Consider the following 22,683-nt stretch of genomic DNA (forward strand, 5'->3'; position numbering starts at 1 on the left):
ACGCATGCTGCTGCTCAATCCCGGCCCGGTGACGCTCACCGAACGTGTCCGCAACAGCCTGTTGCAGACGGACTTGTGCCATCGCGAGAGCGAATTTTTCGACCTGCAGGAAGAGGCGCGCACGCGTCTCGTCGACGTGTACGGGCTCGATCCGAACGAATGGCAGGCAGTGCTGATGACCGGTTCCGGAACGGCCGCCGTCGAAAGCATGACGGCCGCGCTGGTGCCGCAAAACGGCAAGCTGCTCGTCGTCGAAAACGGCGTGTATGGCGAGCGCATCGCGCAGATCGCCGCGCAATACGGCATCGCGCACGAAGCGCTGAAGCACGACTGGATGGACGCGCCCGATCTCGCGAAGATCGCCGAACGGCTCGACGCCGACAAGTCGTTCACGCACGTCGCGGTGATTCATCACGAAACGACCACGGGCCGTCTGAACGACATCGCGGCGCTCGGCGCATTGTGCCGCGAGCGCGGCCTGCGTCTGCTGGTGGACGGTGTCAGCAGCTTCGGCGCCGAAGCGATCGATTTCGCGGACGCGAGCCTCGACGCGCTCGCGGCGACCGCCAACAAGTGCCTGCATGGCGTGCCGGGCGCGTCGTTCGTACTGGTGCGGCGCGCGGCGCTCGCACGCGCGGCGAGCCGCACGTACTACCTCGATCTCGCGCGGCTCGCGCGTTTGCAGGATCAGCGCAACACGCCGTTTACGCCGTCGGTACACGCGTATTACGCGCTGGTCGAGGCGCTGCGTGAACTCGCCGACGAAGGCGGCTGGCGCGCGCGTCATGCGCGCTATGCGGCGCTTGCCGAGCAGGTGCGCGCGGGCCTGGCCGCGCGCGGCATCGGCAGTGTGTTGCCGGCTGGGGAGTCGTCGGTGGTGTTGCGCGCGTACCGATTGCCCAACGGTATCGCGTATCCGCAACTGCACGACGCGTTGAAGGCGCGCGGCTTCGTGATCTATGCGGGGCAGGGCGGGCTGTCGGCGGAGCTGTTCCGCATCTCGACGATGGGCAACATTCGCGCGGCCGATATCGACCGCCTGCTGCAGGGCTTCAGCGACTTGACAGGCTGACGCTGCGTCGGGCGCGGCTCCCTTTACACCGGGTCCTTGTCCGGCGGCCCGTCAGGCCGCTGCGGCTCCTCGACATGATGCCCCGGCGACGGCGGCACCAGCGGGTCGGCTTCCGGGTCGCGGTTCGGATCGGCGTTCGGGTCGGGAATTGGGCTGGTGTGCATGTCGTAGCTCATTGCGTCACCCTTGCGGTTGAAATGCGCGGGTCCGGCGGGGCGGTTGTTACCGTCGATGCCCGCCGCCGCGTCGGTTATCTGTCTTCAAGCGTAGGCGCTCGCCGCGCTTCCTGCTCGCTCCTTTTTTGCTATTTTCTCGCGCGTTTGCGGCCGACGCTGAGCTGCCAGTAGCGCTCGGTCGCGAACACGTCTTCGTAATTGCCGGGGCCGAACGCCCGCAACTGGCTCGCGTACGCGTTGACCGCTTCGCGTTTCAGATGCGCGCGGCGCTGCACATCGATCGTGTGGCCCGCGCTCGGCGTTGCCGGCGTCGCGACGATGCCGCGCTGCGCGAGATCGGCGAGCCGCGCCTGCACCGCGCCCGGCGTGAGCCGGTGAATCGCTTCCTCGTAACCGAACCAGTCCAGATGCGTGAGGCGCGGCAGGATTTCGCAGCACGCTTCGAATACCCGCGCATGATCCTCGTGATGCAGGCCGAGCGGCATCAGCAGCGTGTTGGCGGTCGTGCGGTAAATCGTTTCCTCCAGCGCCGCCGCCATCTGGCTGATCGACGGCGAGTCGGCGTACTGGCTGTCGCGAAACGGCATGCGCAGCGGAATCGCGTCGAGCACTTCGAGCGCGCGGTTGTCTTCGACCGTGCGTTCGCGGACCGCTTCATGAGCGTTCGCGAAGCCCGCTTTCTGGTCCCACTCCGTGTGCATGTCGTGTTCGGGCGGCGCGGCGAACACGGTGCAGACGGCAGCGTCGGGATGGGCGGCGAGCAAGGCGCCGCAACTGAACACGGCGTCGTCGAAATGGGGCGAGACGATGAAAAGGCGTGGAGTGGTTTCGCTCATGGGCTTGCGTCTGGGGGTTCGAGGCGGGGCGGATGAGGCGTCGAGGCCGTCGGTCGTCAAGGCGCCGCATGTGAAAAAAACATGGCGACACCTCAGCTTAGGCGTAATCGGCACGGCTTGCGCGCGAAACTTGCAGCGCGCAAATCGCGTGCCTGGAAGGCCGCGGATCGAGCGCTCAATCTGTCCATCCAGCGACGGTCGCGGCTTTTCGGCTCGTCGCGCGTCGCTGTCGTGGCCCTGGGAGCGCACGTGTTTTGTGTAGTTCGCGAATTCTCTGAACACTGTCCGCCAGATCTGCAAAAGCAGTGCGCAGCCTCGATAAAGCGTGGCTGGTTGCGGACTGGGACAAATGCAGTCGTTCGGCGGGCGCGGCCGACGTGCCTCTCGGCCCAAATTTGCCTCGAGTACGACCAGAAGGTTGAGATCGAAACGCGTCAGCAGCCAGTCGCGGCTAGGCTGAGATTGGCCGCCTGCTAGAGCGTGCGCAAATCATCCGGCGTATCCACGTCGCGCAGAATGCCCGGATCGTCGACGTCGATGCGCGTCAGCGCTCGTGACTTGAGTAGCGCCTTCGCGCCGGTGTCGCCGTCCAGCGCGAGCAGCGCGTCGCGGCACTCGCTGCCGAAGCCGACTGGATGGCCGCGCTGGCCGTCGTAAAACGGCGCAGCGAGCGGCGCGCCGTTGTCGAGTGCGCGGGCTACCGCTTCGATCGTCGGAATTGCGATGCGCGGCATATCGGCGAGCGCGACGATCCAGCCTTCGGCGTCATCGCTCGCTTCGATGCCGGCGGAGAGGCTCGCGCCCATGCCGCGCCCGGCGTTGGCCGCGAACACGACATCACAGCCGGCATCGTTCAGCACGCGCGCGAGCGCGTCGGAGCCCGGCCGCACCACGGCGAGCACTCGCGTGACGACCTGCAGCAGCCGATGCGCGGCTTCATGCGCGACCAGGGTGCCGTCGGGCATGCGTGCGAGCAGTTTGTTGTGCAGCCCGCGCGGATCGAAGCGCGAGCCGGAACCGGCGGCGAGCAACACGCCAGTGGCGAGCGAGGCATAGGCCATCGGCGGATACCGGTAGAGAGGAATGCCCCGATTGTGCGATGCAACGGGGCGGGAGGCAAGCGCGGCAGGGCAAGCCCGATGCCAGCCGCCCGCCGCTCCGGCTTTCGCTGTTGCATCGTTTGTCGCTGCCGCCGGTTCAGGTCCGCACCACCTTGTCCAGTGTGATCGGCAGATCGCGCACCCGCACGCCGGTCGCGTTGTACACCGCGTTCGCGATCGCGGCCACCACGGCTGTGATGCCGATCTCGCCGATCCCGCGCACGCCGAGCGAGTTGATGTACGGATCGGGCCGCTCGATGAACGCAATGTCGATCGTGCCGATATCGGCGTTCACCGGCACGTGATACTCGGCGAGGTTCGCGTTGGTGAAGCGTCCGAAGCGCTCATCGAGCGTGCTTTCTTCCTGCATCGCCGCGCCGATGCCCCACACGATGCCGCCCATCATCTGGCTGCGCGCGGTCTTCTGATTCAGCACGCGGCCGACGTCGTACACCGCGACCACGCGCGGCACGCGGATCGTGCCCAACTCGGCATCGACGTGGACCTCGACGAACACCGCGCCGAACGAGTGAAACGAGTACTTCTGCTTCTCGTCGCCTGGCTTCACGGTGGCGGTCGCCTCGATCGGCTTGCCGCCCGCGCGCGCGATGATCGCCGCGGCCGGATCACGCTTGTCGGGTTGCGAGCGGCTCACGACCCAGCCGCTTGCGACGGTGACGTCGTCGAGCGGCAAGCCATGCACGGGCGAAGCCGCATCGGCGAGCGCCAGCGCGATCAGCTGGCTGCGCGCCTGGCTCGCCGCGTCGCGCACCGCGGGCGACACGCTTGCCGCCGACTGCGAGCCGCCCGACACCGGCGCGCGCGGCAGCGACGAATCACCGAGCGCGAAGTGGATCTGCTCGGGCGTGAAGCCGAGCGCATCGGCGGCGACCTGGGTCATCACCGTGTAGGTGCCGGTGCCGATGTCCTGCGTGCCCGAGGCGACCACCGCGGTGCCGTCCGGCAAAATCTGCGCGAGCGCCGACGCCTCGCTTCGGTTGGCCGGATACGTCGCGGTCGCCATGCCCATGCCGATCAGCGTGTTGCCGTTGCGCATCGAACGTGGCGTGTGCGAGCGGCGCGACCAGCCGAACTTCTCGGCGCCGATCTGATAGCACTCGCGCAGCGACTTGCCGGACCACGGCTTGTGCTCCTGCGGATCGCTTTCCGCGTAATTTTTCAGGCGCAGCGCGAGCGGGTCCATCTTCAGCGCGACCGCGAGTTCGTCCATCGCCGATTCGAGCGCGAACGAGCCGGTGGTCTCGCCCGGCGCGCGCATGAAGGTCGGCGTGCCGACGTTGAGCTGTACGAGCCGGTGCGTCGTCACCTGGTTGGGCACCGCATACAGCATGCGCGTGACCATGCAGCAGGTCTCGGTCCAGTCTTCGATCATCGACGTGTTCGAGATGCTGTCGTGGCGCATCGCGGTCAGCGTGCCGTCATGCCGCGCGGCGATCACGAAGTGCTGCTCGGTGCGCGGCCGCGCGCCGACCGGGCCGAACATCTGCGGCCGTTCGAGCACGAGCCGCACGGGCCGCCCGGTTTGCCGCGCGGCCATCGCGCACAGCGACACGTGCGACCACGACGAGCCCTTGCAGCCGAAGCCGCCGCCGATCAGCGGCGAAATCACGCGCACGTCGGACACGGGGATCGCGAACGTCTTCGCGAGCACCTGGGCGGTGCCGCTCACGCCCTGGGTCGAGTCGTAGACCGTCAACTGCGGGCCGTCCCAGTGCGCCATCGTCGCGTGCGGCTCCATCGGGTTGTGATGCTCGATCGGCGTCGTGTAGGTGGCCTCGATATGCACGTCGCCGCTTTGCATGCCGTCTTCGAAGCTGCCGCGCTGCGTATCGGTCTGCCGGCCCTGCGGCTTGTCCGGCGCATGCGCGTGCGCTTTCGCCTGCTCGAAGTCGAGCGCCGCGGTGTCCGGCTGATAGACGATGCGCAGCTGGCGCGCGGCATCGGTTGCATGTTCGAGCGTATCGGCGACGACTACCGCGACTGGCTCGTTGCTGTAGTGCACCCGGTTGTCTTGCAGAAGCGACAGGTACCGGCCGGCCGGAGGCGAGAACGCGGATTTGCCTCCGTTCGGCAGACGCGGCGCGTTCTGGTAGGTCATCACGAGCAGCACGCCGGGCACGGCCTCGGCGCGACTCGCATCGATCGACGCAATCGTGCCGGCCGGGATCGTGCTCGTCACGAGCACCCCATGCGCGAGGCGCGCCCCGGGGAATTCGGCTGCGTAACGCGCGTCGCCGGTCACCTTCAGCAGACCGTCGACGCGATCGAGCGGTTGTCCGATCAGATTCATGCGACACCTCCCGCGTTGCCGGCGGCCTGGTTGACCGCGCGCACGATCGCCCGCTGCGCGAGCTGCACTTTGAAGGCGTTGTCGTGACGCGGCTGCGCGCCGCTCAGCGCGGCCGCGGCGGCGTTCTTCAGCGTGGCCTGGCTGAGCGGCTGGCCGCTCAGCATGTGCTCGGCCACGTTCGCACGCCACGGTTTGTGCGCGACGCCGCCGAGCGCGATGCGCGCGCTCTGCACGCGCTCGCCGTCCATCTGCAACGCGGCCGCGACCGATACGAGCGCGAATGCATAGCTCGCGCGGTCACGCACCTTCAGATAGTGCGAATGCGCGCTGAACAGCGGCGGCGGCAGGTCGACCGCAGTGATCAGCTCGCCGGGCTGCAACGTGGTATCGACGTCGGGCCGGTCGCCCGGCAGCCGATGGAAGTCGGCGAACGCGATCGTGCGCTCGCCGCCGGGGCCGCTCACGCGCACCAGCGCATCGAGCGCGGCCAGCGCGACGCTCATGTCCGATGGGTTGACCGCGATGCATTGCGGGCTCGCGCCGAGGATCGCGTGCGCGCGGTTATGGCCGTCGAGCGCCGCGCAGCCGCTGCCGGGCAGGCGCTTGTTGCAATGCGTGAAAGCGGTGTCGTAGAAGTAGCCGCAGCGGGTGCGTTGCAGCAGATTGCCGCCGACCGTCGCCATGTTGCGCAACTGCGGCGACGCGCCCGCGAGCAGCGCTTGCGACAGCAGCGGGTACTGCTCGCGCACCAGCGCGTGATTGGCCGCGTCGCTATTGCGCACCAGCGCGCCGATGCGCAGGCCGCCGCCGGGCAGCGTCGTCACCGAGTCGAGGCCGCCGATGTGTGTGATATCGATGAGCCGCACCGGCCGCGCGACGCCGCCCTTCATCAGATCGAGCAGATTCGTGCCGCCGCCGATGAACACCGCGCCGGGCTGTTGCGCGGCGCGTACCGCGCTGGCGACGTCGCTGGCGCGTTCGTAGGAGATCGCATCCATGTCGGTCTCCGTCAGGCGTGCTCGTGCGCGGCGCGCACCGCGGCGACGATGTTCACGTACGCGCCGCAGCGGCAGATGTTGCCGCTCATGCGTTCGCGGATTTCGTCGTCGGTGAGCGCGGCGGGACGCGCGCGCACGTCGGCGGTCACGGTGCTCGCCGTGCCGCTGCGGAATTCGCCGAGCAGGGCGGTCGCCGAGCACAACTGCCCGGGCGTACAGTAGCCGCACTGGAACGCATCGTGTTCGATGAACGCGGCCTGCACAGGACTCAACGTGCCGTTGCTCGCGAGTCCTTCGACGGTCGTGATGTTCTCGCCTTCATGCATGACCGCGAGCGTCAGGCACGAGTTGATGCGGCGGCCGTCGGCGAGCACCGTGCAGGCGCCGCATTGACCACGGTCGCAGCCTTTCTTCGTGCCCATCAGACCGGCGTATTCGCGCAACGCGTCGAGCAGCGTCACGCGCGGTTCGAGCTGTAGCGCGTATGCGCGGCCGTTGACGGTCAATGTAACGGGGCGCGGCGGCACCACGGGGTTGCTTTGCGGCGCGGGCGGGGCGGGTGCCTGCGCTTGCGCGCGCAGATGCGGCGCCGCGCCGATCGTCGCGGCGGCCGCCGCCGATTGCAGGAAGCGGCGGCGTGACGGTTGGGAAGGTATGGTGGTTTGCTCGGCGGCCGACTCTGAAGCGGGGGTGTCCCCGCAATGCTGACATTCTGTAGGCGTGGTCATGACGATCTGTTGACTCCATTGAAAGGTCAATGCAGGCTGACGACGCGTCGATGTCCAACGCATCGCGTTGACACAAAACCATTCAGCAGCAATTTAAGTGCCGTTGCAGGTGCAGCTACAACGGTATTAAAGACTCGCTGCAAACGCAAAGCCGATCCGCGCAATAAAAGCAGGCCAATATGCGCAATGATCGGGATGGAGCCCGTGTGGAGTCGCGCAAAACGGGCGAAGTTGCGCGTTTTGCACTGGGGAAAACGACCTGCGGCTCAACGCGCCCGGCAGGCTGTGAGGATGCCTCGCAGCAAATCGAGCGGCGGCGGCGGACATCCGGGGATCGTCACGTCCACCGGCAAGATCGACGAAACCGGGCCGCACACCGCGTAACTATTGGCAAAAATGCCGCCCGTGCATGCGCACTCGCCGGCGGCAACGACGAGTTTCGGCGCGGGGGTCGCGTCGTACGCGGCGAGCAGGGCCGCGCGCATATTCAGCGTCACCGGCCCGGTCACGAGCAGCAGGTCCGCATGCCGTGGACTCGCGACGAATTTGATGCCAAGCCCTTCGATGTTGTAGTAGGGGTTGTTCAGCGCGTGAATCTCCAGCTCGCAACCGTTGCATGAACCCGCATCGATCTGCCGGATGCACAGCGCCCGCCCGAGCAGATCGAGTATGTCCCCGCGAATGCGTCGCTCCTCGTGAAGCCATGCGTCTTCCGCCGCCGGCGCGGGTTCGTCGGGGAAATCGGTGCGCGCGAATTGCCGGATCAGTTGCCACATCAGAGATCGTGCCCCGCGTAGTTCAGGTTGAACGACTTGTTGATCAGCGGGAAATCGGGAACGATGTTGCCGATGATCGCGTGTTCGAGCGCCGGCCAGTTCTGCCATGACGGATCGTGGCAATGGCATCGGCCGATGACGTCGCCTGGGGCGAGATCGAGGGCGACGAATACGTCCCCTCGCCAGCCTTCCACCCAGCCTACGCCTTGCGCGTGCGCCGTTGCAGGCGTCATGGCGACGACCGCGGGACCGTCATCGGGAAGATTGGCCAGCAGCGCCCGGATCAGGCGCAGGGATTCATCGATTTCGGCGAAGCGCACCGCGACACGTGCGGCAACGTCGCCGCGCGCATCGCTGACCGCATTGACCGCTATGTCGTCATACGGAGCAGCGCGCAAGTTCGCGCGAACGTCGAAGGTTCGGCCGCTGGCGCGGGCGGCCATGCCACGCACGCCGAAATGCTCGACGACAGCGGGCGTCAATCGTCCCGTGCCGAGGAACCGATCCTGCAGCCCGGACTGGTCTTCGTAGACTTTGCGCATCACGTGAACCTCGCGTTCGATGCGTTCGCATTGCTCGGTCATCACCGCCGCGTCGTCGGGGCGAACATCGACCGATACACCGCCCGGCACGATCCGATCCATCAGGTACCGATGTCCGAACAGGCGGGCGTTCGTGCGTATCCAGTCCTCCTTGAGCCGCGAGAATTGCGCGAGTGCGAAGCCGAACCCGGCGTCGTTCCCGAGCGCGCCGAGGTCACCGAGGTGGTTGGCCACGCGTTCGCGTTCGAGCAGAAGCGCACGCAGATACAGTGCGCGCTTCGACAGTTGCGTACCGCTGGCTTGCTCGAGCGCCATGCAAAAGGCCCACGCGAACGCGACGGTCGAGTCGCCCGCAATCCTCGCGGCAACCCGATGACCGTGCGATGCGGGAGTACGTTCAAACAGCCGCTCGACGCCGCGGTGCGCATAGCCGAGACGTTCTTCGAGGCGCAGCACCTTCTCGCCGACGACCGAGAAGCGGAAATGCCCCGGCTCGATGGTGCCGGCATGAATCGGCCCGACAGCGATCTCGTGTACGCCATCGCCCGCAACCTGCACGAACGGGTAGTCCGCCTCGCTCGATTCGAAGGCTTCGACACCGGTCGCCTGCCTTTGCAGCGGGAAATAATCATCGGGCCAGTTGCCGTGATTGAGCCACGGGCGCGTGTCCTGGGCGCCACGCGCGCGCAGGCCGATCAGATCGAAGACCGCTCGTTGCATGCGAGTCGCGCACGGGAAAACGGTGGCGAGATCGGGATAGTCTCCACCGGCATTCTGCTGACGCCCGATCGGCAGGCGCACCCACGCTATGCCGTCGTCGCATTCGTACGCGGCGTTCACCGAGAAACCGTCTTCGACTGCTTCGCTGCCCCACATTGCAACGAGGCGCCGCTGCTCCGCTCGCGCGGTGCGCGCAAGCTCGAGCCATGCTGATTCATCAGCACTCACCACTGCTGCTGGAATCTGGCCCGCACGATGTGTGAGGCGGCTGGCGGCAAGTTGCATCGATTCGAGTCGCATCCGTCACCCCGCCAACATCGTTGCGGCCTGGCGATACCATGTTGCCAGATACGGTGGCACATAGAGCCCAAGCATCAGCCCCAAGCCGAGATGCACGAATACCGGCAGCGGCGCGGGGCGATGCTCGAGCGGTTTGGCCGTCGTCGTTTCGCCGAACACCATTCGCTGCACGCGCGCGAAGATCGCCGCGAACGCAACGGCGAGGCCCAGCAGCAACAACGGCGCTGTCCACGGTAGCGTGTTCATCGCGGTCGTCAGGATCAGGAATTCGCTTGCGAACACGCCGAACGGCGGCAGTCCGAGAATCGCGAGCGCGCCGAGCATCATGCCCCAGCCGACCGTCGGGCTGACCTGCAGCAGCCCGCGAATGCCATCGATCGCCTGGGTACCCGCCTTTTGCGTCGCGTGGCCGACCGCAAAGAAGATCGCCGACTTGACGAGGGAATGGACGGTCATATGCAGCAGACCGGCGAACGTCGCGACCGGGCCGCCGAGGCCGAACGCGAACGTCATCAGTCCCATGTGCTCGATCGACGAATATGAAAACAGCCGCTTGACGTCCTTCTGCCGAAACAGCGAGAACGACGCGATCAGCACCGATACGAGCCCGAACCCGACCAGCAATCGTCCCGGCAGGCCATTGCCGAGCGCGCCGTCCGCCAGCACCTTGCAGCGTAGCACCGCGTACAGCGCGACGTTCAGCAGCAGCCCGGACAGCACCGCTGAGATCGGTGTCGGGCCTTCGGCATGCGCGTCCGGCAGCCAGTTGTGCATCGGCACGAGTCCGACCTTCGTGCCGTAGCCGACCAGCAGGAACACGAAGGCGATCGACACGATGGACGGGTCCAGGTGCGTCTTGACGGCTGCAAGGCTCGTCCACAGCAGCGCATCGCCGTCGCTCAGTTGCCGGCTCGCGGCGAGGTACAGCAGGATCGTGCCGAACAAGGCCTGCGCGATGCCGACACCGCACAGGATGAAGTACTTCCAGGCGGCCTCGAGGCTCGCGGCGGTCCGATACACGCTGACGAGCAGCACGGTCGCGAGCGTGGCGCCCTCCATCGCGACCCATAGCACGCCGAGGTTATTGGTCAGCAACGCGAGCAGCATCGCGAACATGAACAACTGGTACATGCTGTGATAGAGGCGCATCCGCGTCGCCGTCATCCGCCCGCGCGCCTCTTCGATCTGCATGTACGGCCGCGAGAACAGCGACGTCGTCCAGCCGACGAATGCAGTCAGCGCGACGAGGTACACGTTCAGGGGATCGACGAAGAATGCACGATCGAACGCGAACGACGGTCCGCGTTCGACGGTGCGCGCGGCGAGCACCAGCGTCGCCGCGAACGTCACGAAGCTGAAACCGGCGTTCAGGTTGCGCGCGACCGGAGCGGGGCGCACGCCCGCGAGAGATGCGGCCGCCACGAGCGGAATGCCGAGCACGGCGAGCACGACGTGGGCGTCATTCATCTTTGAGTTTCTCGAGGTGATGGATGTCCAGGCTGTCGAACTGCTCGCGAATCTGGAACATGAAGACGCCCAGAATCAGAATCCCGACCAGCACGTCGAGTGCGATGCCGAGTTCCACGATCATCGGCATGCCGTTGGTCGCGGCCGTGGCGGCAAAGAACAGCCCGTTTTCCATCGACAGGAAGCCAATCACCTGGGGAACCGCCTTCGCGCGCGTGATCATCGCCATGAACGACAACAGCACGCACGCAAGCGCGATCCCGAGCGTGCCGCGCGCGGCCGACGTCGCGAGCTGGCTGATCGGCGACGCGACGTTGAACGCGATGATCACGAGCACGATGCCGATCAGCAGCGTGGTCGGAATGTTGATCAGCGGTTCGACGTCGGCCTGAATGTCGAGCCTGCGCACGAGCCGATACAGAATCCACGGAATCACGCCGACCTTCAGCACGAGCGTCAGTCCGGCCGACACGTACAGATGCGCATCATCCGTCACGAAACCGAGGATCAGGATTGCCAGCACCAGCGCCACACCCTGCAACGTATAGAGATGAATCAGCGACAGGATGCGGCGCTGGCTCAGCATCGCGAACGACAGCATCAGCAGCACGGCCGCGAGGAAATTGATCAGTTGCGTCGCGTAGGCGTGCATTCAGGCTCCCAGCAGCAGATGGACGAGCATGCCGATCACGGCGAGCAGGAAGGCGCTCGCAAGGAACTCCGGAACCCGGAAAATCCGCATCTTCGCGTTGGCGGTCTCGACCACCGCCAGCGCGGCGCCGCCGACCATCAGCTTGACGAACAGTGCAGGCACCGCGAACAGCAGCGCGAGCGGATTACCCGCCGCGGCGATCCCCCACGGCATGAACAACGCAATACCGATGCACGAGTAGGCGAACAGTTTGAGGCTGGCCGCCCATTCCATCAGCGCGAGGTGCCGCCCCGAATATTCGAGGATCAGCGCCTCGTGGATCATCGTCAGCTCGAGGTGAGTGGTCGGATTGTCGACGGGCAGCCGCGCATTCTCGGCGAGCGACACCAGCGTGAAGGCGATGCCGGCGAATGCCAGACTCGGGTAGATCGTCAGCTCGCTGTGGCCGAGCGTCGCGACGATGCTCGTGAGCAGGGTCGACTGCGTGATCAGCGAGGCCGACAGCAGCACCATCAGCAGGGCCGGTTCCGCGAGGAAACCGACCAGCATCTCGCGGCGCGCGCCGAGCGTGCCGAATGCCGTGCCGACATCCATTGCCGCTAGCGACAGCGCGACGCGCGCGAACGCGAACAGGCCGACGAGCGCGATCGCATCCGCGGCGGGAGACAGCGGCAATTCGGTCGACAGCGTCGGCACGACTGCGCAGGCGAGCGTCATCGCGGCCCACACGACATAGGGCGCGCCACGGAACACCGGACTCGCGCCACGAGCGACGACCGACTCCTTGTTGAACAGCTTGTGGAGCATCCGGTACGGCTGCCAGATGCTGGGCGCGCGCCGGTTCTGCAGCCACGCGCGGCACTGGTTGACCCAGCCCGTGAGCAGTGGCGCCGCGGCAAGCGCCACGATGATCTCGAGGCTTTGCGACAGCACGCCGGATACAGTCACCATCGTCTCACCAGCATCAGCAGGAGGATCAGCACGGCGAAGCTGTAGGTCAGGTACACGGCGATCCGGCCGGTCTGCAGCCGACCCGCCCATTCCGCCGCGCGTTGCGTGAGTGCCGCGATACGCTCGTACAGAATCGACCACGTGCGGTCGGCGACCGAGACCCGGTAGGCCGGTTGCGCGTCGAATGGCGACGGCAATTGCCGCTCGATGCGCAGCAGCGGCGCGAAAATCTCGCGGATCGGTTGCCCGAAGCCCTCCGCCGTGTCCTGCATCCGCGCGGTCGTGAACGGGAAGCCGCAACTCCACGGCGCGGCCCGTCGCAGCCGACCGTGGTAGAAGCGCCGCACCAGCACCCACGCAAGGCCGCAGCAGGCGACGAAAAACAGCATGAACACGACGGGCATGTAGCTCGCCCGCGCGGTCGATACCGGCACGAAGATCAGCCAGCCATGATTCTCCGCGCCGATTCCGGCGCCGACGAGCACGCGCGTGACCCGGTCCAGGACCTTGACGAACTGCGTGGGCATCAGTCCGAGCAGCACACCGGCCACCGCGAACCAGCAGAACGCGAGCCGTTCCCATCTGTTCGCGTCGTGTGCGCGACTCAGTTTCGCTTCTCTCGGCTGCCCGAGGAAGACGATGCCGAAGAACTTGACCATCGTGTAACCGGCCAGCGCTGCCGTCATCGCGACGAGCGCGGCCGCGATCGGCACCGTCATCGCCAGCACGGAATTCTGCAGACCGGGCGTGAACAGAAAGCTTTGCAGCAGCAGCCACTCCGCCACGAAGCCGCTCATCGGAGGCAAGCCAGCGCTGGCCGCGACGCCCGTGAGCACGGCCCAGGCGGTCCACGGCATGACACGGATCAGGCCGCCGAGCTTGCCGAGATTGCGCTCCCCGGTGGCGTGCAGCACGGCCCCGGTGCCGAGGAACAGCAGGCTCTTGAAGGCCGCATGCGCGACGATCTGGTAGAGCATCGCGGTCAGCGCAAGCGCGGACAGCTCCGTCATCCCGTACGCGCGAAACAGCACCGCGAGCCCGAGCGCGACGATCATCAGGCCGACGTTGTCGATCGACGAATACGCGAGCAGACGCTTCATGTCGACCTGGATCGTACTGAACACCACGCCGAGCAGCGCCGTGCCGATGCCCAGCACGAGCAGCAGCGCGCCCCACCAGGCGATCTGCACGTGCAGCAGGTCGAACACGGTGCGGATCAGGCCATACAGACCGACCTTCAGCACGAACCCGCTGAGCAGCGCCGATACGGGGGATGGCGCCGCGGGATGGGCGTCCGGCAGCCACACGTGCAACGGGAACACGCCCGCCTTGGCACCGAATCCGACCAGCGCGAACAGGAATGCGAGCGAGGCCCAGAACGCGTCGGGCGACTGCGCGCGCAGGTTGGCAAACGTGTAGTCGCCGGTGCGCGCCTGCAGGATGCCGAAGCAAAGCAGCAGCGCGAGCGCGCCGACGTGGGAGATCAGGAAGTACAGGTAACCCGCGCGGCGGATCTCGCCGAGCCGATGATTGGTCATCACGAGGAACGTCGCGGACAGCGTCAGCGTTTCCCAGGCGACCATGAACACATAGGCGTCGTCGGCGATCAGCACGAGCGCGATGCTCGCAATGCAAACGTGGTACTCGAAGCAGATGAGTCCTGGCGCCGACCCTTCGCCCTTGCGGAAATAACCGGCGGAAAAGGCGCCGATCCCCGCGCTGACGACACCCAGCACGAACAGGAAATAGCCCGATAGCGCATCGACGCGCAGATGAAACGGCAACCCGGGCAGGCCGATGGGCAGCACCGCGGTGGTTGGTTCGGTGAAGATGGCGGCGAGTCCCGCCGCACCCAGCAGCAGCCCTCCCAGCGCGCCGAGCGGAAACAGCCCGTGAGCGACGAATCGCGTGCGATGCAGAACTCCGAGACCCAGCGTGCCGATCGCGAGCCAGGCGGCTGCGACCAGCAGGACGAAATGGACGACCGGGAAAGGTGCCATCCGGAATGTCTCCAGTACGCTCGGTTTGGACGAGGAGCATGGAATGAGCTCCGGCTTGCCGGCCTCACTCGAATCGCATTATGACATCAGAAACCAATCTGGATAACAGGATATGATAATGTCATTATCATGTGAACCACATATTCGCCACGTCTTTGCCACGTCTTTGCTGTTGCTCCAAGCGATTGAGTGATCCTATGCCTGCGCAGTACTTTCGAAGCCTGACGGGAAAACACCGCAGCACGAGCGCGAACCGTCAGCTCGGGTTTTCTCTTGCCTTCGTCGCCGGCGCCACCAATGCGGGCGGCTTTCTAGCGGTCAGGCAATACACGTCGCACATGAGCGGCATCGTGTCCGCGATCGCGGACCAGGCGGCGCTCGGCGACCTCCGGCTCGTGCTGGCTGGCATCGGTTCGCTGGCGCACTCGTCACGCTGGCGATCGTGCCCGTCGTCGATGATCTGTTGACCTGTCTCTGCCGGTTCGAGCGCAGGCACTGAGCTCACGCGAGGACGGGGGAATGCTGGCGTGAAATGCCGGTTCTGGTCGTGCCGTCCAAAGCAAATGCATTATAATTTGGTTAGCATATTTGCCGACTCGTCCTCGCAATGGAAACGAAAACCGCACGCCTGACCGTCCTGATCGACCCCGCCAAGAAAGAGGCATTCGAAATGCTCTGCTCGGCGCAGGATCTGACGCCGTCACAAGTCGTCCGCCAACTGATCCGCGAGTATCTCGAGCGTCACGGCGTGACCTACAAGACCAAGAGCCCACTCGCCAAGCGCGGAAAGTAACGCCCGGGTTGACGCCTCACGCCGGTCAACCGCCGACTTCCCAGTGCCCCTGTCCTTGCTCATGCCAGATCAGCCGCTTCGGATCGAGGCGCTCTCCCTCTTTCAGGCGGCGCGCAGTGACGGACAGTTTGAGTTCGTCTGCAAAGGCAAACGAGAGGGCACGCTCGCATAGCACTTGTCTGGGCGGCAAACGATGCCCGCTTTTCCAGGCGAACGCGACGAAGTTGCTGTCGTCGCCGCACCGAACGAGCGCATAGCAAACGCCAAATGCGGATCTCAGCCACTCGAGTTGCTGCGGTATGGCCGGATCATCGTCCGTGAAGTTGATGACGAGGACGCCCGTCTCGGTCAGTCGCTCGCGACAGGCGGCGAAGAATGCGAGGTTCGCACAGCGGCTCGCGATCCCTTCCGCGACGAACGCATCGAGCAGGATCACGTCCGTGCGGATGCCATCCTGCACCAGGTAGTCCGCGCCATCGGCGCAAACCACCTTGAACCGCGCGTCGTCCGCGGGAATCCTGAATACATCACGCAGCGCGATCACCTCGGGGCTGATCTCGACCGCTTCGATCGCGACCTCGGGCAGATGCCGATAGCAGTATTTCGCCAGCGAACCCCCACCTAGTCCGATCATGCAGATGTGCGTGGGGGCGGGCTGCAGCAACAGAAATCCCATCATCGCGCGGGTATAGCCGAGCGTGAGCTTCTCCGGGTTGCTGAGCGACATGAAGCTCTGAGTGGAGAAGTGATCGAAGTGTAGCGACACCGCGTGCTGCGTCTCCAGCACGAACGGTTGCCCATCACTGATTGGCGTGGACAGGAATTTGACGAACGCGTCGTACGAGGTTCGATCCTCAGCCATTCTCGGTATGCTCGGGTAGCCAACCAGTCGATTGAATCATGCAGTGCGAACCGCGCTTCGGAGCGGGGCCGCCAACGGCGAACGGCCCGTCAGACCTTCTTCAGAAAGCAGGCCTTGAGCATGAAGCTGCCGGCGTCGGTCTTGCAGTCGATTTCGTGATCGCCGCCGACGATCCGGATGCTCTTCACCTTGGTGCCCATCTTCAGCGTGATCGACGAACCCTTGACGCGCAAATCCTTGATCAGCACGACCGAATCCCCGTCGGCCAGCACGTTGCCGTTCGCATCCTTGACGACGCTACCGGCGGGTTCATCGCTCGCATCGGCGCCAGCGTTTGCCGACCATTCGTGACCGCAGTCCGCGCACACGTACAGCGTGCCGTCAGGGTAGGTGTTTTCCATCGCGCATTGCGGGCAGGCGGGGGCAGCGTTCATTGCAGTTTCCATTGAAACGACGTGAAGACAGTCAGTAAAAAACAGGCGGGCAACCCGCCTCGCCAGAGTCGGCATCGTGCCGGCGGCTCATGGGCGCACAAAATTATAATGGAATACACATCCTCTTACCTTCCAATTAGCATCTGCTTTCGGCGCCATTCATCAGACTTGCGGGTAGCTTCGCTGCGGATGTCGACAGCTTCGAGCTGGATGGAAAGTTGCGGGTGATAAATTTGGAACGGGCCAACCGGGCCAAAATGGGGTCGGTGCTCGCGGTGCCACAGGCGACGGAGGGACGATCATGGCGAAGCTGCGCATTGCGACGTTCAACATCAACGGAATCCGCTCGCGCCAGGCGGCGCTTTTTCAATGGCTCGAGCGCGAGGCGCCGGACGTCGTGTGTCTGCAGGAACTGAAGGCGGTGGATAGCGCGTTTCCCGTCGACGCCTTGCGCGAAGCCGGTTATGGCGCCGTCTGGCAAGGCCAGAGCGCATGGAATGGCGTGGCGATTCTGGCCAAAGGCGAAGCGCCGCTCGAACGGCGGCGCGGTCTGCCCGGTTTCGAAGACGACACGCATAGCCGCTACATCGAGGCCGCGGTCGGCGGCGTGCTGATCGTGTGTCTGTACCTGCCGAACGGCAATCCGCAGCCGGGTCCCAAGTTCGACTACAAGCTCGCGTGGTTCGATCATCTGATCGCGCATGCGGCGCAGCTCTACGAGAGCGGCCACCCGGTCGTGATCGCCGGCGACTTCAACGTCGTGCCGACCGACGAAGACATCTACAACCCGCGCTCGTGGCTAAAGGATGCGCTGTTGCAGCCGGAGAGCCGCGAGCGCTATCGAAAGCTACTCGCGCAAGGCTGGACCGATGCGCTGCGCACGCATTTCGGCGACGAACGTGTGTACACGTTCTGGGATTATTTCCGCCGTCATTGGGACACGAATTCGGGGTTGCGCATCGATCATCTGCTGCTGAGCGCCGATCTCGCGCCGCGTCTGCGAGACGCGGGCGTCGACCGCTGGGTGCGCGGCGAACCGCATGCGAGCGATCATGCGCCCGCGTGGATCGAACTGGAGATGGGCACCGGCCGCAAGAAGAAGAGTGGCTAGTAAAGCAGAGCGGCTAGTAAAGCAGCGGGCGATCCGCTTGCCGCGAATCGCCCGCTTTGGTGCGACTGCTTCGCACTATCGTTCGGCGCCTACGATCCGGCGCCGCGCCTGCATCAGTCGTAGTCGCGACCGCCGCGCGACCACAGCGCGCCCATCACGAACCCGGCGAGTGCGACGACGGCCAGCGTCGTGAACGGGCTTTCGGCCGTCGTGTCGCGCAAGAGGCTCGTCGTGTTCGCGCATAACTGCTGCGCCTTGCCGCTCAATTCGCGCGCCTTGCCCGCTACCTGCGCGCTGGTGTCGCCGACTGCGTCGCCGACTGCGCTCTGCACCTTGCCGGCGACTTCCTTTACCGCGCCTGCCGCTGAATTCGTGTCCATATGCATCGCTCCTGTTGTCATATTTACGTGCGGGCGCGCTGCAATTGCAACGCGCCCGCACAAGGGCGCCGCGCAAGCCGCGCCGGTGCGGCGTCAGCCTGCGTCAGTGACGAAAGGGGTGCAAGAAATGCGCCTGGAAACGCGGCGCAACGCATCCGGTCGGATGGAATGTGCTGGAACATCATCGTCGGCGCCTGGAATTGATGCCGACGAACACGGCCAGCAGCATTAGAAAACCGCCGAACAGCAGCGCGGAATTGACCAGCACCTGGCGCAGCCCGAGCGATTCGACGTCGATGAACGGATATGGATAGAAATCCGACAGGCTGCCGCGCCAGAACGTGATGCCGAGATAGGCGAGCGGATAGACGAGCCATAGCAGGCAGTGACGCAAGCGCAGATGGAAGCGCGGCACGAACAGCACCCAGTAGAGCGCGGCGAGCAATGGCAGCGCGCTGTGCAGCGACTCATTGAGCAGGCGCCGGTAGGGCGACAGCGGCCACATTCCGCGCAACAGCACGTTGTACGCGATGCCGACGAACACCATGTACGCGACCACCGCGGTCACAACGGTCGGCTGGCGGAAAAAGCGCACGAGCGGCGAGCGGTGCTTCCACAGCGCGACGCAGGTGAAGCAGAAGGCGCTGGCGAGCACCGTCAGATTGGTGAGGTAGCTGCTCATGCGCGCGAGGGCGTCGAACACGGTGAGACCGTGCGCGAGCGTGCGATCGATGGTCAGGTCGGCTTGCGCGAGGATCGCCATCCACGCGATCAGCGCAATCACCGCCGCCAACGTCAGCGACGACACACTGGGCGTATGCAGCGGCAGCTCGGACTCGCGCTGCGGAACGAGGGTAGGGCGCATGCGCTCGATTCTACGCGCGGTGGGCGCTCGCTCGCATGTGCTTTCTCGCGCATGCGAGCCGGCGGTTGCGAAAATACTACGGGGTACTACGGAGGTCGGATTGCTGACGACGAACGCGCTTAACCGTGTTGTTCCGACCCGTTATGATCGCGACTGCAGCCCTAGCTATTAACAGCGCCACGCGCGGCAAGCAGTCTCTATCGTCGCCGGTTGAAAAATCGCAAGGAAGCGGAGAGAAAGCATGAAAGCCAGCACCATTGCCGAACGGGAAGCGCGCGGCCGCGCCGCACGCGAGCATTCGAAACGCTCGAGCCATCGGGCGGTCGGCGAGTTGCACCGCGATCCGATCGAGCTGCTGAAGCGAAGCAGCGCGGAGCGCGTCGAGAATCTGGTGCCGCTGCGCTATGGGCGCATGGCAGCCTCGCCGCTTGCGTTTCATCGCGGCAGTGCGATTCTGCAAGCGCACGATCTGAGCAAGGTGCACGACAGCGGTCTTAGCATGCCGATCTGCGGCGACGGCCATCTGATGAATTTCGGCGGATTCGCGACACCCGAGCGGCAACTGGTCTTCGACCTGAACGATTTCGATGAAGTCTCGATCGGCCCGTTCGAATGGGACCTGAAACGCCTGTGCGCGAGCCTCGTCGTGGCCGCGCGGCAGATGCGCCTGAGCCGCGGCACCGCCGAGAGTCTCGTGATGACCGCGGTCGGTTCGTATCGCGATCGCGTCGCGCAATACGCGCAGTTCGGCGCGCTCGATCTGTGGTACGACCGCATCACGTTCGACCGCATGGCCGAGATCGCACTGACGCCCGAGCGCCGGCGCACGGTGCGGCGTGCCATGGAAAAGGCCGCGAGCCGCACGCATCAAAGCCTGCTGGGAAAAATGGCATCGTTCGACGGCAATCGTTGGACCGTCCACGACACGCCGCCCGCGCTGTTTCACGTGCTCGGTGCGAACACACTATTTACGGCCGAGGAAACCGAAACCTACCGGACCGGCAACATCGAAAAGATGATCGAGCTGGTGTGGGACGAGTACCGCAAGTCGATGTCGCACGATAGGCGCGATCTGCTCGATCACTTCACGAGGCATGACGTCGTGTTCAAGGTGGCTGGCGTCGGCAGCGTCGGCACGCGTTGTCTGGTCGTGCTGCTCGTCGATCACATGGGCGAGCCGTTGTTCCTCCAGATGAAGGAGGCGCGGCCATCGGTCATCGCGCAGTTCTACAAGTCGCCGACGGTCAAGCATCAGGGCGAGCGGGTCGTGCAAGGTCAGCGGCTGCTGCAAACCGCGAGCGACGTGTTCCTCGGCTGGGGGACGGGGCCGCACGGGCGGCAGTTCTATTTCCGCCAACTGCGCGACATGAAGCTGTCCGCGAATATCGAGTTGTTCGACAGCGAACTGCTCGACGGCTACGCGCGGCTATGCGGCTGGATCATGGCGCGCGCGCATGCGAAGGCGAGCGGGCAGGCGATCGAGATCAGCGCGTACATCGGCCGCGGCGATCAGTTCGCCGAAGCGCTGAGCGGCTACGCGAGTGCCTACGCGGATCAGGTCGAGCGCGACTACGAGGGGTTCATCAAAGCGTGTCGCGCCGGCAAGCTCGAAGCGCGTACCGATGAGGAGATGGCGGCGGATTTTCGCGTGTAGCGCTGTTCACGTGGAGTGTCACTCACGCGCGTCGTCACGCATCGACGCGCGCTTCGCGCAGCGTGACGAACCGCAGATGCCGCTCGCGGGCTGCTTCGATCACGCTCGGCAGCACCGCGAGAATCAGCGGCTGGCCTTCGATCGTCAGCGCGGCGTTGCCATCGTGCAGCAACAGGATGTCGCGCGCGGCGAGGCCATCGAGCAGCCGCCGCGCGACCACGTGCGGGTTGCGCTCGCGCGTATCGTAGCCGCGCCGTGTCCACGCGGCGAGACGCAGATCGAGCTTGCGCAGTACCGGCTCCAGAAAGAGGTTGCGCAGTCCGGCGGGCGCGCGGAAGAACATCGGCCGCGCGCCGCTGACGGATTCGAGCGTGCGTTGCGCCGCGGCGATCTCGCGCGTCAACGCGTGCGGAAACGTGACCGAAAACGTATGCACGTGCACCTGCGAATGATTTTCGAGCGCATGTCCACGCGCGACGATCTCACGCGCGAGTTGCGGATAGCGCTCGACCTTCGAGCCGATGCAGAAGAACGTCGCCCGCACGTCGAACGCGTCGAGCAGATCGAGCACTTTCGGCGTGACGACGGGATCGGGGCCGTCGTCGATGGTCAGCGCGATCGCATCCGCGTTGCGCGGGCTCGCGGGCAGTCGGGTCCAGTTCGGTCCGAGCAGCGTCGTGCGCGGCAACAGTCCGGTGATCGTAAACAGCGCGTGATTCGCGATGATCGAGGCGAGCCACCATGGCCACGCGGCTGGTGCAACAGCCACGCCGATCAGCACGATCACGTGCCAGCCGATCGTGCCGTTCATCAGTGCGGAGTTGCGGCTACGCGGCCAGCGGCGCGACGGGTTCGGGCATTCATTCATCGAAACGTGCTTCCAGTACGCCTTCGTCCGTCCAGGGAAGGCTGTGAATCTTGCGCGCGATGCGCAACCGCGAACGATACCACTATTGCGCGCGTCGACGTGCCGCGCTCGGCGGCCACGTACCCGGCGAAAGCGCGCTGAAAGACTCCCGCGGTTTGCGATCGCCGATTCGCTGTTGTATGGTGCGGAGCGAAAAGCGGCGCGCGTGTCGATGGCGATCGGACCGATTGCCGGAAAAAGCGCGCGTCGCGATCCAATACAACGGGAGATGCGCGATGTGGCAAACAGGAAACGGCAAAGTGGCGCTGGTGACAGGAGCGGGCAGCGGCATCGGCCGCGCGTGCGCGCTCACGCTTGCGAAGCACGGCTATAGCGTGGTGCTTGCCGGACGACGCCAGGCCGCGCTCGATGCGGTCGCGCAGGAAGCGCAAGCGCAGCACGGCGAAGCGCTCGCGGTGTCGTGCGACGTGACCGACGCCGACAGCGTCGCCGCGCTATTCGACACCATCCGCGCGCGCTTCGGCCGGCTCGACGTGCTGTTCAACAACGCGGGACGCAACGGCTCGCCGGTCGATCTCGACGAAGTGAGCATCGACGAATGGCGCTCGATCGTCGACACCAACCTGAACGGCGTATTCCTGTGCACGCGCGCGGCGTTCGGGCTGATGAAGACGCAAAACCCGCGCGGTGGCCGCATTATCAACAACGGCTCGATTTCCGCGCACGCGCCGCGTCCGAACAGCGCCGCCTACACGGCGACCAAACACGCGATCACCGGGCTCACGAAAGCGGTGTCGCTCGACGGCCGCAAATACGACATCGTGTGCGGGCAGATCGACATCGGCAACGCGGGAACCGAGATGGCCGCGCGGATGGCGCGCGGCGTGCCGCAAGCGAACGGCGAGATCGCGGTCGAGCCGCTGATGGACGTGCAGCATGTCGCCGACGCGGTGCTGCATATGGCGAGCCTGCCGCTGTCGGCGAACGTGCAGTTCATGACGATCATGGCGAGCAAGATGCCGTTCGTCGGGCGCGGCTGAGCGGCGCGCAGCACCGTCTCGCAAGCGGGAGCGGCGCGCGCGGGTTC

22 protein-coding genes and 1 pseudogene are annotated in these 22,683 nt (G+C 65.5%); 6 read left to right on the forward strand and 17 right to left on the reverse strand.

Going from position 1 to position 22,683, the window contains the following annotated elements; genetic code table 11:
- Positions 1-4: 4 nt before the first annotated feature.
- Positions 5-1,072 carry a 2-aminoethylphosphonate aminotransferase gene (locus tag AB3X96_RS08160; RefSeq protein ID WP_368589298.1) on the forward strand — a complete coding sequence of 356 codons (1,068 nt, stop codon included), beginning with the start codon at positions 5-7 and terminating at the stop codon, positions 1,070-1,072.
- Positions 1,073-1,095: 23 nt separating this feature from the next.
- Here the strand turns inward: AB3X96_RS08160 and AB3X96_RS08165 are convergent, their stop codons facing one another.
- The 12 genes from AB3X96_RS08165 to hyfB all read right to left on the reverse strand — a co-directional run bounded on the left by AB3X96_RS08165 (position 1,096) and on the right by hyfB (position 14,629).
- The gene (locus AB3X96_RS08165) at positions 1,096-1,236 is read right to left on the reverse strand and encodes a hypothetical protein (RefSeq protein WP_167335679.1); all 141 of its coding nucleotides are present in this window, start codon (positions 1,234-1,236) and stop codon (positions 1,096-1,098) included.
- Between the two features lie 140 nt (positions 1,237-1,376).
- Positions 1,377-2,084, reverse strand: a complete 708-nt coding sequence (locus tag AB3X96_RS08170; RefSeq protein WP_013091233.1) for a PIG-L family deacetylase — start codon at positions 2,082-2,084, stop codon at positions 1,377-1,379.
- Between the two features lie 473 nt (positions 2,085-2,557).
- Positions 2,558-3,145, reverse strand: coding sequence for an NTP transferase domain-containing protein (locus tag AB3X96_RS08175; RefSeq protein WP_368589299.1), 588 nt, complete (start codon positions 3,143-3,145; stop codon positions 2,558-2,560).
- 136 nt (positions 3,146-3,281) lie between these two features.
- Complete coding sequence (locus AB3X96_RS08180; RefSeq protein ID WP_368589300.1) at positions 3,282-5,495, reverse strand: xanthine dehydrogenase family protein molybdopterin-binding subunit; 2,214 nt, start codon at positions 5,493-5,495, stop codon at positions 3,282-3,284.
- Positions 5,492-6,493, reverse strand: coding sequence for a xanthine dehydrogenase family protein subunit M (locus tag AB3X96_RS08185; RefSeq protein WP_368589301.1), 1,002 nt, complete (start codon positions 6,491-6,493; stop codon positions 5,492-5,494). The genes AB3X96_RS08180 and AB3X96_RS08185 overlap by 4 nt, the downstream gene beginning before the upstream one ends.
- Before the next feature lie 11 nt (positions 6,494-6,504).
- On the reverse strand, positions 6,505-7,221 hold the full coding sequence (locus AB3X96_RS08190; RefSeq protein WP_368589302.1) for a (2Fe-2S)-binding protein: 717 nt from the start codon (positions 7,219-7,221) through the stop codon (positions 6,505-6,507).
- Positions 7,222-7,487: 266 nt separating this feature from the next.
- Complete coding sequence (locus tag AB3X96_RS08195; protein WP_368589303.1) at positions 7,488-7,997, reverse strand: NADH-quinone oxidoreductase subunit B family protein; 510 nt, start codon at positions 7,995-7,997, stop codon at positions 7,488-7,490.
- Positions 7,997-9,559 carry an NADH-quinone oxidoreductase subunit C gene (locus AB3X96_RS08200; protein ID WP_368589304.1) on the reverse strand — a complete coding sequence of 521 codons (1,563 nt, stop codon included), beginning with the start codon at positions 9,557-9,559 and terminating at the stop codon, positions 7,997-7,999. Before AB3X96_RS08200 ends, AB3X96_RS08195 begins: the two co-directional genes overlap by 1 nt.
- 3 nt (positions 9,560-9,562) lie before the next feature.
- Positions 9,563-11,026: a hydrogenase 4 subunit F gene (locus AB3X96_RS08205; RefSeq protein ID WP_368589305.1), complete on the reverse strand. Its 1,464-nt coding sequence runs from the start codon at positions 11,024-11,026 to the stop codon at positions 9,563-9,565.
- Positions 11,019-11,678 (reverse strand): formate hydrogenlyase, encoded by a 660-nt coding sequence (locus AB3X96_RS08210; RefSeq protein WP_368589306.1) that lies wholly within the window; start codon positions 11,676-11,678, stop codon positions 11,019-11,021. Before AB3X96_RS08210 ends, AB3X96_RS08205 begins: the two co-directional genes overlap by 8 nt.
- Positions 11,679-12,629 carry a respiratory chain complex I subunit 1 family protein gene (locus tag AB3X96_RS08215; protein ID WP_368589307.1) on the reverse strand — a complete coding sequence of 317 codons (951 nt, stop codon included), beginning with the start codon at positions 12,627-12,629 and terminating at the stop codon, positions 11,679-11,681.
- Positions 12,623-14,629 (reverse strand): hydrogenase 4 subunit B, encoded by a 2,007-nt coding sequence (hyfB, locus tag AB3X96_RS08220; protein WP_368589308.1) that lies wholly within the window; start codon positions 14,627-14,629, stop codon positions 12,623-12,625. Before hyfB ends, AB3X96_RS08215 begins: the two co-directional genes overlap by 7 nt.
- A 197-nt stretch (positions 14,630-14,826) precedes the next feature.
- Here hyfB and AB3X96_RS08225 point away from each other — a divergent pair.
- Both AB3X96_RS08225 and AB3X96_RS08230 read left to right on the forward strand, forming a co-directional pair.
- Positions 14,827-15,048, forward strand: a pseudogene (locus tag AB3X96_RS08225) (DUF1275 family protein); the annotation flags it as partial.
- A gap of 188 nt (positions 15,049-15,236) precedes the next feature.
- The gene (locus AB3X96_RS08230; RefSeq protein WP_090809355.1) at positions 15,237-15,422 is read left to right on the forward strand and encodes a CopG family transcriptional regulator; all 186 of its coding nucleotides are present in this window, start codon (positions 15,237-15,239) and stop codon (positions 15,420-15,422) included.
- A 25-nt stretch (positions 15,423-15,447) separates the two neighbouring features.
- Here the strand turns inward: AB3X96_RS08230 and AB3X96_RS08235 are convergent, their stop codons facing one another.
- On the reverse strand, positions 15,448-16,284 hold the full coding sequence (locus AB3X96_RS08235; RefSeq protein ID WP_368589309.1) for a spermidine synthase: 837 nt from the start codon (positions 16,282-16,284) through the stop codon (positions 15,448-15,450).
- A gap of 89 nt (positions 16,285-16,373) precedes the next feature.
- Positions 16,374-16,718, reverse strand: coding sequence for a zinc ribbon domain-containing protein YjdM (locus AB3X96_RS08240; protein ID WP_026229011.1), 345 nt, complete (start codon positions 16,716-16,718; stop codon positions 16,374-16,376).
- Between the two features lie 301 nt (positions 16,719-17,019).
- Between AB3X96_RS08240 and xth the strand changes: the two genes are divergently transcribed.
- Positions 17,020-17,829 carry an exodeoxyribonuclease III gene (gene xth, locus AB3X96_RS08245; protein ID WP_368589310.1) on the forward strand — a complete coding sequence of 270 codons (810 nt, stop codon included), beginning with the start codon at positions 17,020-17,022 and terminating at the stop codon, positions 17,827-17,829.
- 113 nt (positions 17,830-17,942) lie between these two features.
- Here the strand turns inward: xth and AB3X96_RS08250 are convergent, their stop codons facing one another.
- Together AB3X96_RS08250 and AB3X96_RS08255 are read right to left on the reverse strand one after the other, a co-directional pair.
- On the reverse strand, positions 17,943-18,209 hold the full coding sequence (locus tag AB3X96_RS08250; protein ID WP_176107689.1) for a CsbD family protein: 267 nt from the start codon (positions 18,207-18,209) through the stop codon (positions 17,943-17,945).
- A gap of 181 nt (positions 18,210-18,390) precedes the next feature.
- Positions 18,391-19,074, reverse strand: a complete 684-nt coding sequence (locus AB3X96_RS08255) for a Pr6Pr family membrane protein (RefSeq protein ID WP_368589311.1) — start codon at positions 19,072-19,074, stop codon at positions 18,391-18,393.
- A gap of 241 nt (positions 19,075-19,315) precedes the next feature.
- On the opposite strand from AB3X96_RS08255, the gene AB3X96_RS08260 reads away from it, so the two are divergent.
- On the forward strand, positions 19,316-20,728 hold the full coding sequence (locus tag AB3X96_RS08260) for a DUF2252 domain-containing protein (RefSeq protein WP_368589312.1): 1,413 nt from the start codon (positions 19,316-19,318) through the stop codon (positions 20,726-20,728).
- Between the two features lie 34 nt (positions 20,729-20,762).
- On the opposite strand, the gene AB3X96_RS08265 is transcribed toward AB3X96_RS08260, so the two are convergent.
- Positions 20,763-21,596 (reverse strand): polysaccharide deacetylase family protein, encoded by an 834-nt coding sequence (locus AB3X96_RS08265; RefSeq protein WP_368589313.1) that lies wholly within the window; start codon positions 21,594-21,596, stop codon positions 20,763-20,765.
- A 275-nt stretch (positions 21,597-21,871) separates the two neighbouring features.
- On the opposite strand from AB3X96_RS08265, the gene AB3X96_RS08270 reads away from it, so the two are divergent.
- Positions 21,872-22,636 (forward strand): SDR family oxidoreductase, encoded by a 765-nt coding sequence (locus AB3X96_RS08270; protein ID WP_176107693.1) that lies wholly within the window; start codon positions 21,872-21,874, stop codon positions 22,634-22,636.
- Positions 22,637-22,683: the final 47 nt, after the last annotated feature.

It is taken from the genome of Paraburkholderia sp. BR13439 (assembly GCF_040948805.1).
Classification (GTDB): Bacteria; Pseudomonadota; Gammaproteobacteria; order Burkholderiales; family Burkholderiaceae; genus Paraburkholderia; species Paraburkholderia youngii.